At 69.9% G+C, this 14,601-nt stretch carries 14 protein-coding genes; 9 read left to right on the top strand and 5 right to left on the bottom strand.

Going from position 1 to position 14,601, the window contains the following annotated elements:
- Positions 1 to 100: 100 nt before the first annotated feature.
- Positions 101 to 2,458 (bottom strand): transglycosylase domain-containing protein, encoded by a 2,358-nt coding sequence (locus VHU88_17695; protein ID HEX3613527.1) that lies wholly within the window; start codon positions 2,456 to 2,458, stop codon positions 101 to 103.
- 350 nt (positions 2,459 to 2,808) lie between these two features.
- On the bottom strand, positions 2,809 to 4,167 hold the full coding sequence (locus VHU88_17690) for a hypothetical protein (GenBank protein HEX3613526.1): 1,359 nt from the start codon (positions 4,165 to 4,167) through the stop codon (positions 2,809 to 2,811).
- A gap of 304 nt (positions 4,168 to 4,471) precedes the next feature.
- On the opposite strand from VHU88_17690, the gene VHU88_17685 reads away from it, so the two are divergent.
- From VHU88_17685 to VHU88_17675, 3 genes are all read left to right on the top strand, one after another.
- Positions 4,472 to 5,245, top strand: a complete 774-nt coding sequence (locus VHU88_17685; GenBank protein HEX3613525.1) for a DUF2127 domain-containing protein — start codon at positions 4,472 to 4,474, stop codon at positions 5,243 to 5,245.
- A 248-nt stretch (positions 5,246 to 5,493) separates the two neighbouring features.
- Positions 5,494 to 6,267, top strand: a complete 774-nt coding sequence (locus tag VHU88_17680; GenBank protein ID HEX3613524.1) for an enoyl-CoA hydratase-related protein — start codon at positions 5,494 to 5,496, stop codon at positions 6,265 to 6,267.
- A gap of 49 nt (positions 6,268 to 6,316) precedes the next feature.
- The gene (locus VHU88_17675) at positions 6,317 to 7,111 is read left to right on the top strand and encodes an alpha/beta hydrolase (GenBank protein HEX3613523.1); all 795 of its coding nucleotides are present in this window, start codon (positions 6,317 to 6,319) and stop codon (positions 7,109 to 7,111) included.
- Here VHU88_17675 and VHU88_17670 read toward each other — a convergent pair.
- On the bottom strand, positions 7,108 to 7,584 hold the full coding sequence (locus tag VHU88_17670; protein HEX3613522.1) for a GNAT family N-acetyltransferase: 477 nt from the start codon (positions 7,582 to 7,584) through the stop codon (positions 7,108 to 7,110). The two genes, VHU88_17675 and VHU88_17670, sit on opposite strands and share 4 nt — an antisense overlap.
- A gap of 47 nt (positions 7,585 to 7,631) precedes the next feature.
- Here VHU88_17670 and VHU88_17665 point away from each other — a divergent pair, with 47 nt between their 5' ends.
- From VHU88_17665 to VHU88_17655, 3 genes are read left to right on the top strand one after another with little or no spacing between them, the layout of a single operon-like run.
- Positions 7,632 to 8,111 (top strand): MaoC/PaaZ C-terminal domain-containing protein, encoded by a 480-nt coding sequence (locus VHU88_17665; protein HEX3613521.1) that lies wholly within the window; start codon positions 7,632 to 7,634, stop codon positions 8,109 to 8,111.
- Between the two features lie 37 nt (positions 8,112 to 8,148).
- Positions 8,149 to 9,009 (top strand): formyltetrahydrofolate deformylase, encoded by an 861-nt coding sequence (gene purU / locus VHU88_17660; protein ID HEX3613520.1) that lies wholly within the window; start codon positions 8,149 to 8,151, stop codon positions 9,007 to 9,009.
- Between the two features lie 17 nt (positions 9,010 to 9,026).
- Positions 9,027 to 9,464, top strand: coding sequence for a nuclear transport factor 2 family protein (locus tag VHU88_17655; protein ID HEX3613519.1), 438 nt, complete (start codon positions 9,027 to 9,029; stop codon positions 9,462 to 9,464).
- Between the two features lie 26 nt (positions 9,465 to 9,490).
- Here VHU88_17655 and VHU88_17650 read toward each other — a convergent pair whose 3' ends face one another.
- Complete coding sequence (locus VHU88_17650) at positions 9,491 to 10,150, bottom strand: helix-turn-helix domain-containing protein (GenBank protein ID HEX3613518.1); 660 nt, start codon at positions 10,148 to 10,150, stop codon at positions 9,491 to 9,493.
- A gap of 96 nt (positions 10,151 to 10,246) precedes the next feature.
- Here VHU88_17650 and VHU88_17645 point away from each other — a divergent pair, with 96 nt between their 5' ends.
- Positions 10,247 to 10,660 carry a TIGR03618 family F420-dependent PPOX class oxidoreductase gene (locus VHU88_17645; protein ID HEX3613517.1) on the top strand — a complete coding sequence of 138 codons (414 nt, stop codon included), beginning with the start codon at positions 10,247 to 10,249 and terminating at the stop codon, positions 10,658 to 10,660.
- Positions 10,661 to 10,663: 3 nt separating this feature from the next.
- Here the strand turns inward: VHU88_17645 and ilvD are convergent, their stop codons facing one another.
- Complete coding sequence (ilvD, locus tag VHU88_17640; GenBank protein ID HEX3613516.1) at positions 10,664 to 12,502, bottom strand: dihydroxy-acid dehydratase; 1,839 nt, start codon at positions 12,500 to 12,502, stop codon at positions 10,664 to 10,666.
- A 115-nt stretch (positions 12,503 to 12,617) separates the two neighbouring features.
- Here ilvD and VHU88_17635 point away from each other — a divergent pair, with 115 nt between their 5' ends.
- Entirely contained in the window at positions 12,618 to 13,403 is a 786-nt protein-coding gene (locus VHU88_17635) for a VOC family protein (GenBank protein ID HEX3613515.1), read from the top strand.
- A 160-nt stretch (positions 13,404 to 13,563) separates the two neighbouring features.
- Positions 13,564 to 14,526, top strand: coding sequence for a DMT family transporter (locus VHU88_17630; protein HEX3613514.1), 963 nt, complete (start codon positions 13,564 to 13,566; stop codon positions 14,524 to 14,526).
- The last annotated feature ends 75 nt before the right edge of the window (positions 14,527 to 14,601 follow it).

Below are 14,601 nucleotides of genomic sequence, written 5' to 3'. Positions count from 1 at the left end.
GTCGCCTCAGGCGTGGCAACTCTGCCCGTGGGTGGTGGGTTGAGGCCAGGGGTGGTGGGTTGGGGCCAGGGGTGGGGTGGGGTGGGGTGGGGCTGGGTCCTCAGCCGTCGCCCGGGCCCGGTCCGGAGTCGAACGTCTCGCGCCCGCCTTGTTCGACCGCATGCTCGTGCACGGTCTGCGGGTTGCGCGCCGGCGGGGTCTGGGCCGGGGCGACGGTTGCCGGCGGGGTCGCGGGTGGCTGGTGGCCATGCCCGTCGCCGGGCGCCGGCGGCGGCGGGGTCGACACCGGCGTGGCCACCGGGGTGGGGGCGCTCGTCGGCGGCTGCCCGGTGCTGCCCGGGAACGGCGGGAACTGGAGCCCGATCCCGGGGGCCGGGGTGGCGCCGGCCGTGGGGGCCGCGGTCGGCGTCGGCGCGTCGGTCGGGTCCGGGGTCGCGGGGGTGGCGCCCACGCCCGGTCCGATGTTGAAGTCCAGTACCGGCTTGCCGGCCAGCGCGCCGCGCATGAAGGCGGTCCAAGTCTTGGTCGGGTACTCCGCTCCGAAGAACGTCGCCATGCCGCCGGCTCCGTTCAGCGACTCGGTCCCGTCGCCCTTGAAATACACGACTGAGGTGGCCATCTGCGGCGTGCAGCCGTTGAACCAGGCGGTCAGATCCTGGTGGGTGCCGGTCTTGCCGGCCACCGGGCGGCCCAGCGCCTTGGCGTTCTGGCCGGTGCCGTTGGTGACGACGTTCTCCATCGCGCGCAGCACATCGGACAGCACCGGTGCTCCGAATGCGGGGGAGGAGTCGACCTCGGTCTTGGTGATCGGCAGCCGGCCGCTGTTCGGCCCGTTCACGTACTCGACGATGTGCTGCTGGGCGTGGATGCCGTCGCCGCAGAGGGTCGCGTAGGCGTCGGCGACCTCGGTGGCCGGGATTGACGCGACACCGAGCGAGATCAGCGGGTAGTCGTAGAGGCCAGCGGCATCGCGCGGGATGCCCGCCCGGGCCATCGCGTCGTGCACGGCCGCCGGGCCGATGTGCTGGGTCATGTCGACGAACACGGTGTTGATCGACTGCTCGAGCCCGGTCATCAGGCTGACCGCCGGGCCGTACGACTTGTTGAACTCGTTGCGGATCGACTGGTTCTTCGGCAGTGGGAGCGGGGAGTTGCCGTCGTAGGTGCTCTGCAGGGTGTCGCCGTTCTCCAGCGCCGCGGCCAGCGCGAACGGTTTCATCCCGGAGCCCGGCTGGATGGGCGTGGTGGCGGTGTTCACCTGGGCGTACTTGTCGGTGCCCAGGAAGTCCTTGCCGCCATACATCGCCAGGATCCGGCCGGTCTTCGGCTGGACGGAGACCAGACCTACCCGCAGGCCCGCGTTCTTGGTCTTCGGGAACTGCTTGGGCACCGTCTGCTCGGCCGCCTTCTGCGCCTGCACGTCCAGCGTGGTGACGATCTGGTAGCCGCCGCTCTCGATCTGATCCTTCGTCAGACCGCGGTCCAGAAGTTCCTTCTCGACCGTGTTGAGGATGTAGCCGACCTGACCGCCGTAGCGCGAGGTGTTGGTCGGCTGGCCCGGGAACGTCGGGAAGACCAGCGCGGCGCGGTCGGTCGGGCTCACTGCCTTGGTGGTGACCATGCCGTCGAGCACGTAGCCCCAGCGCGTCTTCAATGCCGCCAGGCCGGACGCGGTCGAGGGGTCGTACAGCGTCGGGGAGCGGATCACCGAAGCCAGCACGGCGTCCTGAGCCACCGTCAGCTTGTTCACATCGGTGTGGAAGTAGGCCTGCGCGGCCGCCTGCACCCCGTAGGCCCCCCGGCCGAGGTAGATGGTGTTGAGGTAGTTCTCGAGGATCTGGTCCTTGGACAGCGTCTTGTCGATCTTGATCGACAGCAGCGCTTCCTTGATCTTGCGGTCCAGGGTGCGCTGGGAGTTCAGGTAGTAGTTCTTCACGTACTGCTGGGTGATCGTCGAGCCGCCCTGGGTCGAGCCGCCGTGCAGGTTCACCCACAGCGCCCGCATGATCCCCGACGGCGAGACCCCGGAGTCGGAGTAGAACGTCCGGTTCTCGGCGGCGAGCACCGCGTTGCGCAGCTGCTCGGGCATGTCGGCCAACGGCACGATGCTGCGGTTGGTCTGCCCGAACCGACCGATCTCGGTCTTGCCGTCGGAGTAGTAGACCCGGGAGGTCTGCAGCAGCACGCTCGCGTTCGCGTCCGGGATGCTCACCCGGGAGTAGGCCAGGAACGCCAGCGTCATCGCCAGACCGACGATGCCGATCAGTGCCCACGCGGCCCGCAGGCCGTATCGCTTGCGCTTGACCCGCGGCATCGGCGGCGGCGGCACCCCGACACCGCTCGGGCTGCCCGCCGGGCGGAACCACCGGTCCGGGGACCCGGCCTGGTCACCGCGACGTCGACCGGTCGGCCCGGACAGCCCTGGCACCCGACGGCGCAAACGGTCGAACCTGCTCATCGGCGCACCATCGATCGCCCGCGCGAGTCGGACAGTGGCGGGCACTGTGACATTGATTCGCTCGCAAGCTCGCTCATCGCCCCTCCAGGACCGCCTCTCCCCAGGCGTCCCCCCGATTGTGGGGCCGACTAATGGCTACGCGGCGGATACGCGCCGTTGCTTGCCGTGATTTGGCGAAGCGGCTCCGACGTCGGGTCGGTGCGCTACGTCGGGCTCGGCAGCCTCGAATATGACCCGTGAACCTTGGATTCGGCGCGCGATGTCCGAAAAAGGCAGCAGCCTCGATCCCCGGTCGGGGATCGAGGCTGCTGATTGCTCGGGTGGCGCCGCGGGCTGCGGCGGTCCGATGGCTACTGGCCGGAGCCGCTGCTCGGGCTCGCGCTGCTCATGCCGCTCATTTCGCTGCTGCTCGAGCTGCTGCCGGAGACCAGCGCCTTGGCGAAGGCGTCGATCGCGGCCTCGAGGGTGGAGACGTGGGTGGCGAGGTCACTGGTGACCGCGGCGGCGGGAAGCGCGTTGCCGGTGATCGACGCCAGGAACGTGCCCGCCGCCTGGGTGTAGGCGGTCAGGGCGGCGGCCGCCTTGGACTTGCCGGCGGAGTCGCCGGTGGCGTCAGCGACCGCGTAGTTCACGAAGTCGGTGACGTGTGCGTCCCAGGAGGCCTTGAAGTTCTTCTTGGCGGTGGCCCCGGCGGCACCGACGATGTCGGTGATCTCGTCCGAGTTGGTCTGGACCGCCTTGGCGGCCGCGGCGAACGCGTCGCTCTTGGCGCCCTTGGGGTCGGTGTAAGCGGTGAACACCGCGACACCGGAGAGGTAGACGTGGCCGATCAGCTTGCTGGTCAGCTCCGACTGCAGCGTCGAGGCCTTGTCGTCGACGTTTCCGGTCTTCTTCGTGGCCGCCGCGACGCCCTTGGAGATCACATCCGCACTCATCGCCATGTGGTCGGCGGCGAGCTTCAGGTCGTTGTAGGCAGCGGTCTTGCCTGCCGCCAGGTCGTCGACGGCCTTCTTCAGGGTCAGGATGTGGGTCATCGTGTCCTGCTGGACGGCCGAGGCGGACAGCTTGCCGCCGGTGACCGAGTTGAAGAAGGTGCCGACGGCCTTCGCGTAGGCGGTCAGCGCGGTGACGGCCGCAGACATCCCCTTGGCGTCCTTCTTCTTGGCTGCCACCGCGTAGTTCACGAAGTCGGTGATGTGCGCGTCGAAAGCCGACTTGAACTTCGCGCCGTTGGCGTCGCCGACCAGGCCGGTGACCGCGGTCTCCAGATCGGTGGCGTTCGCGCCGACCTGCGTGGAGGCGGCCTTGAAGGCGTCGGAGTCCGCGCCCTTGGTGTAGGCGGTCGCCACAGCGATGCCGGCCAGGTAGACGTGCTCGGTGAACAGGTTCGTGAGGGCGGCGCGCAGCTTCGCGGCGTCGGTCGTCTCGTCGCCGGAGAGCTTCAGGGCCTTGGCGAATCCGCCGGCCAGCACGGTGGCGGAGCCCGGCATGTGCTGGGCGGCGGTGCGAATGGCGAGGAACGGGTCGCCGGCCGCCGCATCGGCCGCGGCACTCGGGGCGGTGCTGGCCGCGGGGGCGGCGGAGGCGCCGGCGTCGGGCTGGGTGGGGCTCGAGGCCTGGTTGCTGTTGTCGTTGCTGCTGCCACAGCCGGCGAGACCAGCGATCAGGACCGCCGCGACGGAGCCTGCGACGATGGAGCGGGTGGGCATGATTCGCATCTGTTTCGTCCCTGGGTGTGAGCGAGGCGGGTGCGGTGGCACCGCACCGATCAACGGAGGATCCCGGTTTGTCGTGATCCGTTCCGTTCTCGACGGCTCTTCGATCCTCATCGCGAGGCAGATTGGCCGTTCGCCTGGAAAATTACCCGTGCCGGGTATCGGTTCCCGGACGGCACGGGCGGCAGATCGGGACCCGTTGCGGAAACGTTGCACTAACTGCGAGCGGCCGGGCGGCCGGGACACCCGCGTCAGGGATGGCCGAACGCAGCGGGCGTCAGGTCTGAAGGGGACTGGGATGGGCCGGGGGCTGGGAAGCCGGGAACGACGGGTCTGCGGGCGGCGAGGGCACCTGACCTACCGGCCCCACGAGGTCGAGGTGGCGGCGCGACTGCAGGCGTCGACCGCGCACGGTGCGGCGTGGCGATGCCTGCGGTGCGGCGACTGGGCGGTCGGGCCGCCGGCCGCCAGTGGACCCGCGGCCGAGGCACCGATCCCGCCGCGCGGCAAGGCCCTGAGGCAGCAGACGCTGCTGCGGGTGCTCGCGATCGAGCGCATGGTCCGCGCGGTGGTACTGGTGATCGCGGCGTACGGGGTCGAGCACTTCGCCAGCGCGCAGCAGTCGTTGCGCCGGTCGTTCGAGGACGTGCTTCCCAGCGCGCGGCCGCTGGCCAGTCGGCTGGGCTTCGACCTCGACAACTCGGTCATCGTCCGCGAGACCACCAAGGCGCTGGACGCGAAGCACAGCACGCTGGTGCTGGTCGCGGTGGCCCTGCTGGCCTACGGCTTGCTGGAGGGCGTCGAGGGCGTCGGGCTGTGGTTGGCCAAGCGGTGGGGTGAGTACCTGACTGTGGTGGCGACGGCCGCGTTCCTGCCGTTGGAGGTCTGGGAGCTGCACGACCACCCGACCGTGACCAAGGCCGCGACGTTCGCGATCAACCTGGCCGCGGTCGGCTACCTGGTGGTGGCCAAACGCCTGTTCGGGGTGCGCGGCGGAGGCCCGGCCTACGAGGCCGAGCTACGCTCCGAGAGCCTGCTTGACGCGTCGCCACTGACCCCTGAACAGGTGTGAGTCAGATCACATTTGGCCCAGGAACAAACCCTGCCACCGCACCGGTTACCGTGCAGTAGCGGGTCGGTGCGAGACCGTTGGCAGCGAAAGCTCCGGCCGCCCTGACGCCCTCACCGGGACGGAGGACGTCAGGCGCCCACCCGCTCAGCGTCGCCCGGAGCGCCCGCCGCTCCGGGCGACGCGTTTTTTGTGCTCAGTGGGGCCGGCGGCCATCGTCTGTTGCCCACCTCGGCCTCTACCATTGGCGCATGGACGGTTACGGCTACCTGACGATCAAACGTGAGGACGACACGGTCCGGCTGACCATGAACCGTCCGGACCGGCGCAACGCCCTGTCGAACCAACTTCTGGTTGAGTTGGGGCACGCGTTCGTCGAGATCGGGGAGACCGACGCGACCGGGATCGTGCTCGCGGGGGCGGGCCCGGTCTTCTGCTCCGGACACGACTTCGAGGACGTCGCGACCCGCGACCAGGCCGGGGTGCGCGAGATGCTGCGCACCTGCACCGCGCTGATGGCGACGATCCAGTCCGTGCCCCAGGTCGTGATCGCCCGGGTCCACGGGTTGGCCACCGCGGCGGGCTGCCAGCTGGTCGCCTCCTGCGACCTGGCGATCGCCGCGAACTCGGCCGCGTTCGCCCTGCCGGGCGGCAAGGGCGGCTGGTTCTGCCACACGCCCGCGGTCGCCGTCGGCCGCAGCGTGGGCCGCAAGCGTCTGATGGAGCTGGCCCTGACCGGCGAGGCGATCGACGCCCAGACCGCCGCCGCCTGGGGCCTGATCAACTACGCCGTCCCCGACGCGAACCTCGACGACGCCGTCGACGAGCTGCTCGCGCTCGCCACCCGGGGCAGCCGGCGGGCCAAGGGCGTCGGCAAGCAGACGATCTACGCTCAGCTCGACCGGCCGGAGCACGACGGCTACGTCATCGCCACCGAGGTCATGGCCGCGATGTCGAGCTCGCCGAGCGCCCGCGAGGGCATGGCCGCGTTCCTGCACAAGCGTCCGCCCGTCTGGCCGGAGTGAACTGCTACCGCAGGCGTAGCGAGCGACCCGCCTGAGCGAGGAACGAGCGATGGCGACAGGCGATCAATTTGCACTGTTGAACGGGCAACGCCTGCACTGGACTGATTCCGGGGGCTCCGGGCCGGTCGTGCTGCTCTCGCACGGCTTCCTGATGGACCACACGATGTTCGACCCCCAGGTCGCCGCGCTGGCCCCGGAGTTCCGGGTGATCACCTGGGACGAGCGGGGTTTCGGCGCGACCGAGTTCGACGGAAAGCCGTTCGACTACTGGGATTCCGCCCGCGACGCGTTCGCGCTGCTGGACCACCTCGGGGTCGACAGCGCGGTGGTCGGCGGGATGTCGCAGGGCGGGTTCCTCTCGCTGCGGATGGCCCTGCTGGCTCCGGAGCGGATCCGCGGGCTGGTCCTCATCGACACGCAGGCCGGGGCCGAGGACCCGACCCAGGCCGAGACCTACCGCGACATGCTCGAGGCCTGGGCCACGGTCGGGCCGGGCGAGGGCCTGGCCGGGGTGGTGGCCCAGCTGATCATCGGCGATCCGGAGATAGAGGCGGTCTGGATCGCCCGCTGGCAGCAGGCGGACCCGGCGCTGATCGTCGAGCCCGGACGCTGCCTGCTCGAGCGCGACGACATCTCCGGCCGACTGGTCGAGATCACCTGCCCGGCGCTGGTGATCCACGGCGACGAGGACTCAGCGATCGAGATGCCGGCCGCACAGGCCTTGGCCGCCGGGCTGGTCGGCGCGGGCGAGGTATTCGTCGTCGAGGGCGCCGCGCACGCCGCGAACCTCACCCACCCGGAACGTGTCAACTTCGCATTGCTGCATTTCCTGCACCACCTCTAGCTCCGGACGAACCGCAGCAGCCGGACGGACTCCGGGGTCAGCATCTGCCCGCCGTCCGGTACGAACCCATGCTTGGCGTAATACGCCTGGGCGCGGCTGTTGCCCTCCCAGCACCACAGCATCGCGGGCCCCGTCCCGATCGCCCCGGTCAGCAGTCGGTCGGCCAGTCCGGTGCCGTGCTGGGTGGCTCGGACGTAAAGCATGATCAGCTCCACCGGCAGCGGCGGATCGGCACCGCGGCTGGGGCCGGAGGTGGCGAAGCCGACGGCCGCCGCGCCGTCGAGGGCGATCCAGGCCGTTCCGCCGGCGTCCAGGAACTCCACCCAGGTAGCCCGGCGGCGGTGCTCCGGCGCGCTGTCCGCATAGAAGTCGGCGGGCAGCACCGAGGCGAACGCCTCGCGGTAGCAAGCGGTCTGACACCGCGTCAGTTCCGCGACGTCGGTCGGCACCGCGCGACGGATGACCGGACTCATGCCACCAGCATGCGGTATCCGTAGGGTGGCTCACCGAGGAGGTAATCGTGGGCGAGCCGAACGTGCGGAGCGGCCCCGAACTGCTTCACGGGGAGGACTTCCACCCCGGCATGGAGTTCAAGTTCGGGTCGGTGACGTTGAGCGAGGCGGACATGATCGCCTTCGCGGAACTGTGGGACCCGCAGTACTTCCACGTCGACGCGAAGGCCGCCGCGGACAGCCCGTGGGGCGGGATCATCGCCAGCGGCATCCAGACTGTCGGGGTCTACCAACGGTTGGCCGTCGAGGCGATGTGGAGCAAGACGGCGGTGAAGGCGGGCCGGGGGTTGACGGTGAAGCTGCGTCGTCCGGTTCGGCCCGGGGCGACTTTGACCGGCAAGGTCGTCGTCGCCGAGGTGACCCAGCGCCCGGAGCGCGGCGAGGCAATCGTGGTTGTTGCGGCCGAACTGGTCGATGACGCCGGGGATGTTGTCCTGGAACTGACCCTGGACGGGGTCGTCCTGCGTCGTACCCCGCCCGGGGAGTGATCATTCGCCCGATCAGGAATTGGGGCAGACTGCCGGGATGACTTCGCAGTACGTGCTCACGCTGGGCTGCCCGGACCGCACCGGCATCGTGGCCCGGATCGCCGCGTTGCTCGCCGAGGCGGGCGCATCGATCACCGAGGCCGGCTACCACGCCGATCCCGAGACCAACTGGTTCTTCACCCGCCAGGTCGTGCGCGCCGAAGGCCTGGGCCTCGACGAGCTACGGGAGCGCTTCGCCGCCGTGGCCACGGAGGTCGGGGCCGGCGAAGCCTGGCGCGTGCGCGATGCCGACCAACCGCGGCGGGTCGTCGTGCTGGTCTCGAAGGAAGGCCATTGTCTCTACGACCTGCTCGGCCGCTACGCGGGCCGCGAGCTGCACATGGACATCCGTGCGGTGATCGGCAACCACAACGACCTGGAACCGATCACCCGGGCGCACGACATCCCGTTCCACCACGTGCCGTTCGCGCCCGGTGCTCAGGGCCGCCGGGCGGCGTTCGACGAGGTCCGCAAGCTCGTCGACGTCGAGGAACCGGATGCGGTCGTGCTGGCGCGGTTCATGCAGATCGTCCCACCGGACCTGTGCGAGGCGTGGGCCGGCCGGATGCTGAACATCCACCACAGCTTCCTGCCGAGCTTCATCGGCGGGAAGCCGTACCACCAGGCGCACATCCGCGGGGTCAAGCTGGTCGGCGCGACCTGCCACTACGTCACCGAGAATCTCGACGCCGGGCCGATCATCGAGCAGGACGTGATCCGGGTCGACCACTCCGACACGGTGGCGGACATGGTCCGCAAGGGCCGCGACATCGAGAAGGTCGTACTGGCCCGCGGCCTGCGGGCGCACCTGGAGGACCGGGTGCTGGTGCACGGGAACCGTACGGTGGTCTTCGGGTAGAACCCGCTGGAGGACGAGTGAGCGCACTGCCGGGCCTGCCCGGACCGGTTGCCGCGACCCTGGCGCGCTGGCACGCGATGGTCGAGGTCGGCGACCTGTCCGACGTCGCGGAACTGCTGCACCCGGACGTCACGTTCTCCTCACCCGCATTCTGGAAGCCGTACCCGGGGCCGGTCGCGGTGGCGCACGTGCTGGCGACTGCGGTGCGCAACTTCGAGGATTTCGCCTACCTCCGCAGCTTCGCGACCGCCGGCGGGCACGACGTCGTGCTGGAGTTCTCCGCGCGGATCGGTGAACTGCAGCTCGAGGGCATCGACATGATCGCGTTCGACGCCGCTGGGCTGATCGCCCACTTCGAGGTGATGATCCGGCCGATGAAGTCGTTGGCCGCAGTCGCCGAACGGATGGGCGCCACCCTCGACCTGAGCCTGCTCGGCAAAGCCCCACGCCCCTGAACCAACCCGGCTCCGCCCGAGGGTGCCTACAGGTCACTCTCGAGCGGACGCCACAGCGGGACGGGTGGCTGGAGCGCGGGCGCAGCCTGGATCGTGGGCCCGGGCGCGGCCTGGATCGTGGGTGCGGCCCGGATCGCGGCGGCCACCCCTGCGGCGGCCAGCTCCAGCGGCCGGACCTCCCGCCAAGTTCGGGCCAGCAGCAGCCCGCCCTCCAGGGCCGCGAGTACCTGGCAGGCAAATTCGTCGGCCTGCGCGGTCGCGATCCCGGCGTCCTCGAACGCGGCACGCAGTCGCGTCCGCCAGGACCGGAACGAGTCGGCGCAGGCGGCACCGAGGGTCGGGGCGCTGGTCGCGGTCTCCAAGGCGACGGTCGCCACCGGACACCCGCACTCGAACTGACTGTCCCTCAGGTTCGTTGCGGCGAGAGCGAACCAGCGCTCGACGGCGGCCGCGACGTCCGGCGCAACGGCCAGACACTCCTCCAGCGCGGCCAGGACCCGCGCCGAGCCGAGTGCCACCGCCTCAGCTCCCAACTGCTCCTTGCCGCCGGGGAAGTGGTGGTGCGCCGAGCCCCAGGGTGTGCTTCCGGCCTCGACCACGTCGCGCCAACCGGTGGCCGCGTAGCCGTCGCGCTGGAAAAGGCGGGCGGCCGCGGCAATCATGCGGTCTCGGGTGCCGGGAGCCATTCGAACAGATTAGGACGAACGTCCTGTAAATGCTTGACGACTGGCTACCGCGGGATGTCGTATTAGGACAGTCGTCCTAGAAAGCCGGGAGGGCCCATGCCTGAGCTGACCGCGCAGATCGTCGACACGTTCCTGACCGGTCCGCAATTGGGCCACATCACGACCCTGAACCCGGACGGCAGCCCGCACTCCACGGTGGTCTGGGTGGGAGCCGAGGACGGCGAGGTGGTGTGCGCACACCTGTCCGACGGCTACCGCAAGTTGCGCAACGTGGCCCGCGACCCGCGGGTCTCGATCACGGTCGAGCTGCCCACGATCGCGCCGAGCGGTTTCCAACACCACCTGGTGATCGAGGGCCGGGCCAGGCTGACCGAGGGCGGCGGCGCCGAGCTGCTCCAGCGGCTGGCACGGGAGTACCTGGGACCGGACGTGGTGTTCCCCGGCCCGGGCGCCCCGGACGGCTACGTGCTGCGCACGACGGTGGACACGGTCCGGGGCGTGTTCCCGTAGGTCCTAAGGCACGTGGCGGGCGGCGCCCTTGTCGGCCGACAACGCCAACGCCGCGTAGGCGCGCAGCGCCGCGGACACCGGACGCTCGCGCTTGAGTGGGGCCCAGCCCAGCTCCTCACGCTCGGCTCGGCGCTCGGCGAGCACCGCGTCGTCGACCAGGAGCTGGATCGACCGGGTGGCGATGTCGATCTCGATCAGGTCGCCGTCCTCGACCAGCCCGATCGCCCCGCCGCGGGCGGCCTCCGGGGAGACGTGTCCGATCGAGAGCCCCGAGGTCCCCCCGGAGAACCGGCCGTCGGTGACCAGCGCGCATTTGGCGCCCAGGCCGCGGCCCTTGAGGAAACTGGTCGGGTAAAGCATCTCCTGCATCCCCGGCCCGCCCTTTGGGCCTTCGTAACGCACCACGACGACGTCACCGGCCACGATCGTGCCCGCCAGGATCGCGGTAACCGCGTCGTCCTGACTTTCCGTCACCTTCGCCGGACCCTTGAAGTACAGCTGCTCCAGCACCACGCCGGCCGTCTTCACCACGCAGCCGTCAGGAGCCAGGTTGCCGTACAGCACGGCCAGGCCGCCGTCCTGACTGTAGGCATTCTCGATGTCGCGCACACACCCGTGCTCGGCGTCGGTGTCCAGACTCGCCCAGGTAACCGTCGAGCTGAACGGATCCACCGTGCGCACGCCACCGGGCGCCGCGGCGAAGAGCTCCAGCGCCTCCGCCCGAGCGTCCGCGCGGCCGATGTCCCAGCGTGCCAACCACGAGTCCAGATCGGGGGAGTGCACGGTGTGCACGCCGCGCTCGAGCAGCCCACCGCGGTCCAGCTCGGCCAGGATGCGGGGGATTCCACCGGCCCGGTGCACGTCCTCCATGTGGTACAGCGGCGTGGACGGGGCCACCTTGCAGATGCACGGGGTGTGCCGGGAGAGCTCGTCGATGTCCGCGAGATCGAAGTCGACCTCGCCCTCGATCGCGGCGGCGAGCAGATGCAGGATCGTGTTGGTCGACCCACCCATCGCGATGTCCAGGCGCATGGCGTTGGAGAACGCCTCCCGGGTTGCGATGGAACGGGGCAGCACCGACTCGTCGTCGGCGCCGTAGAAGCGGTTCGCCAGCTCGACGACCAACCGGCCGGCCTCGACGAACAGTCCGCGCCGGGCTGCCGAGGTGGCCAGCGTCGAACCGTTGCCGGGCAGCGAAAGGCCGAGTGCCTCGGTCAAGCAGTTCATCGAGTTGGCGGTGAACATGCCGGAGCAGGAACCACATGTCGGGCACGCGGAGCGCTCGATGTCGGAGAGGTCCTCGTCGGACACGGAATCGTCCGCGGAAGCAGTCATGGCCGAGATCAGGTCGAGTTTCGGCCGGGCGACGCCGTCCCGCACGACGGCCTTGCCGGCCTCCATCGCCCCGCCGGAGACGAACACGGTCGGGATGTTCAGCCGCATCGCGGCGATGAGCATCCCCGGGGTGATCTTGTCGCAGTTGGAGATGCACACCAGCGCGTCCGCGACGTGCGCCTGAACCATGTACTCGACGGAGTCGGCGATCAGCTCGCGGCTGGGCAGGCTGTAGAGCATCCCGCCGTGGCCCATCGCGATGCCGTCGTCGACCGCGATCGTGTTGAACTCGCGGCCCACCCCGCCGGCGGCGGCGATCGCGTCGCACACCAGCGCGCCCATGTTGCGCAGGTGGACGTGGCCGGGCACGAACTGGGTGAAGCTGTTGGCCACCGCGACGATGGGCTTGTCGAAGTCGCCATCGGTCATCCCGGTGGCCCGCCACAGGGCCCGGGCACCGGCCATGTTGCGCCCGTGGGTCGTGGTGCGCGATCGCAGCTCTGACATGTTCGTCCTCTCGCCGTTGCACGTTCATCCTAAGAGCGATTGCCGGCGATGAGATTTCTGTCGGTGGCCGGTCTTAGGGTCGAGGAAAGCCCGTCACTCCATGAGGAGGAAGTTCATGCCGCAGCGGTCGAGCTATGCGCCGGGCACGCCGTCCTGGGTGGATCTCGGAACCCCGGACGTCCCCGGATCCACCGCCTTCGTCAGCAAGCTGTTCGGCTGGACGGCCGACACGGTGACCGACGAGGCGGGCAACCACGTCTACACGATGCTCAGCAAGGGCGGTCAATCCGTCGCCGGACTGTCCGGCCCGCCGCCGGGGGCGGAGAAGCTGCCGCCGTTCTGGTCCTCCTACATCTCGGTGGCCGACGCGGCGCACACCTGCGCCCTGATCGAGAAGGCGGGCGGCACAGTCATCATGCCCGCGATGCAGGTGTTCGAATCCGGGTCGATGGCCGTGGCGATGGACCCCAACGGCGCGTTCTTCCGGATCTGGCAGCCGATCGAGCACATCGGCGCCGGGCTGGTGAACGAGGCCGACACCTACTCCTGGAACGAACTGATCACCGCCGACGTGGATCGCGCCAAGCAGTTCTACGCCGACGTGTTCGGCTGGACCTACGACGGCATGGACATGGGTCACGGCATGTACTGGGTGGTGCAGGGCTCCGAGTCCGGCGGCTTGGCCGGGCTCATGTCGCGCCCCCCCAACATGCCCGCGGAGGCGCCCGACCACTGGGCGGTCTACTTCATGGTCGACGACATCCAGGCCAAGATCGACGCGGTGGTCAGCCAGGGCGGGGTGGTGCTGTTCGGCCCGGAGGACATCCCCGGCGTGGGACGCATCGCGACGGTCGACCACCCGGCCGGTGGCGGCTTCTCGTTGATGCAGCCGCCGGGGTGAGACGTCGTCGCACCGCAGCGGGCGGGTGTCCGGTCGCCATTGTGACCGGAGTCTCAGCGATCCTCGCCCGCTCCGGGGGCGCCGATACTCTGGGGTGGAGGCGTCGCGGCTGGACAGGCCGCTGACCTCGCGTAGCGCCCGGTCCGGAGAGGGGTGAGCAATGCTCCCCGTCTCTCTGGCCTTTGTTGCCGCGTGCCTGTTCGCCGTTGGCGCCAGCCTGCAGCAGCAGGTCGGGCGAGCCTCGTTGCCGGTCACCGTTCCGCCGCACGTCCCGGTCCGCCGGGTGCACCGTTGGCTGCCGATCACCGCGGCGCTGAGCCATCTTTTGCGTCACCCGGTTTGGTTGGCCGGGTGGGTGGTGAACGGGGTCGGATTCGGGATCCAGGCGGTCGCGCTGCACACCGGGTCGGTGGCGCTCGTCCAGCCGGTCATGGTCACCCAGTTGCTGTTCACGGTCCCCATCGCTGTGCTGACCACCCACAGTCGTCCGTCTGGCGCGACGTACCTGTCCAGTGCGGCGATCTTCGCCGGTGTCACGTTGTTCATCGCGAAGTGGGGCACGGCCAACCCGCCGGGCCCGGCCGATCGGACTCGGGTGCTCGGTGCGGTGGTGACCGCACTCGGCCTCGCCATCGCGTTGGTGACGATTCCGGCGCGGTTGCACCGGGCGTCTCGGGCGGTGCTCGAGGCAATCGCGGCAGGGCTGTGCTTCGCGGTCAGCGCCGCCCTGATGAAGCTGACCCTGGACTCTCTGCTGCGCAGCGGCCTCGGCACGGTCGGGGAGTGGCCGGCTTACCTGCTTGCGATCTCGACGGTCCTGGGTCTGGTGATCGGGCAGGATGCGTTGGCCGCCGGCCATCTCTCGACGACCGTGGCCGGGATGGCAATCACCAACCCGTTGGCCAGCGCGGTGATCGGCGTCTACGCCTTCCGGGAGAAGATCCCGATCTCCGCGGGCGTCGTCGTCGGGCTGTGCTGCGCCGGCGTGCTGATCGTGTCCGGCGTGATCGGCCTGGCCCGGTCGGCGTCGCGGTTGGCCGCGAAGGTCGACCCGGACGACGAGGCGACCGGTCGCCCGACCACGATCGGCAGTTGGCCGGCCGGGCTGACCCCCGGCGGCTGACGCCCACCCATCAACGTCAGTCGTCCCGGAAACGTCAGTCGCCCCGGAAACGTCAGTGGCCCCGGAAGCAATGAG

It is taken from the genome of Sporichthyaceae bacterium, assembly GCA_036269075.1.
Classification (GTDB): Bacteria; Actinomycetota; Actinomycetes; order Sporichthyales; family Sporichthyaceae; genus DASQPJ01.
The sequence above is the reverse complement of the archived record's forward strand: the minus strand, read 5'-3'. Positions and strand labels throughout refer to the sequence as shown.

Coding starts and splice junctions, on each gene's coding strand:
- VHU88_17645 (HEX3613517.1), top strand. CDS start 10,247: ATGCCTGAGCTGACCGCGCAGATCGTCGACACGTTCCTGACCGGTCCG.
- VHU88_17670 (HEX3613522.1), bottom strand. CDS start 7,584: ATGAGTCCGGTCATCCGTCGCGCGGTGCCGACCGACGTCGCGGAACTG.
- VHU88_17630 (HEX3613514.1), top strand. CDS start 13,564: ATGCTCCCCGTCTCTCTGGCCTTTGTTGCCGCGTGCCTGTTCGCCGTT.
- VHU88_17690 (HEX3613526.1), bottom strand. CDS start 4,167: ATGCCCACCCGCTCCATCGTCGCAGGCTCCGTCGCGGCGGTCCTGATC.
- VHU88_17650 (HEX3613518.1), bottom strand. CDS start 10,150: ATGGCTCCCGGCACCCGAGACCGCATGATTGCCGCGGCCGCCCGCCTT.
- purU (HEX3613520.1), top strand. CDS start 8,149: ATGACTTCGCAGTACGTGCTCACGCTGGGCTGCCCGGACCGCACCGGC.
- VHU88_17685 (HEX3613525.1), top strand. CDS start 4,472: ATGGGCCGGGGGCTGGGAAGCCGGGAACGACGGGTCTGCGGGCGGCGA.
- ilvD (HEX3613516.1), bottom strand. CDS start 12,502: ATGTCAGAGCTGCGATCGCGCACCACGACCCACGGGCGCAACATGGCC.
- VHU88_17680 (HEX3613524.1), top strand. CDS start 5,494: ATGGACGGTTACGGCTACCTGACGATCAAACGTGAGGACGACACGGTC.
- VHU88_17695 (HEX3613527.1), bottom strand. CDS start 2,458: ATGAGCAGGTTCGACCGTTTGCGCCGTCGGGTGCCAGGGCTGTCCGGG.
- VHU88_17635 (HEX3613515.1), top strand. CDS start 12,618: ATGCCGCAGCGGTCGAGCTATGCGCCGGGCACGCCGTCCTGGGTGGAT.
- VHU88_17675 (HEX3613523.1), top strand. CDS start 6,317: ATGGCGACAGGCGATCAATTTGCACTGTTGAACGGGCAACGCCTGCAC.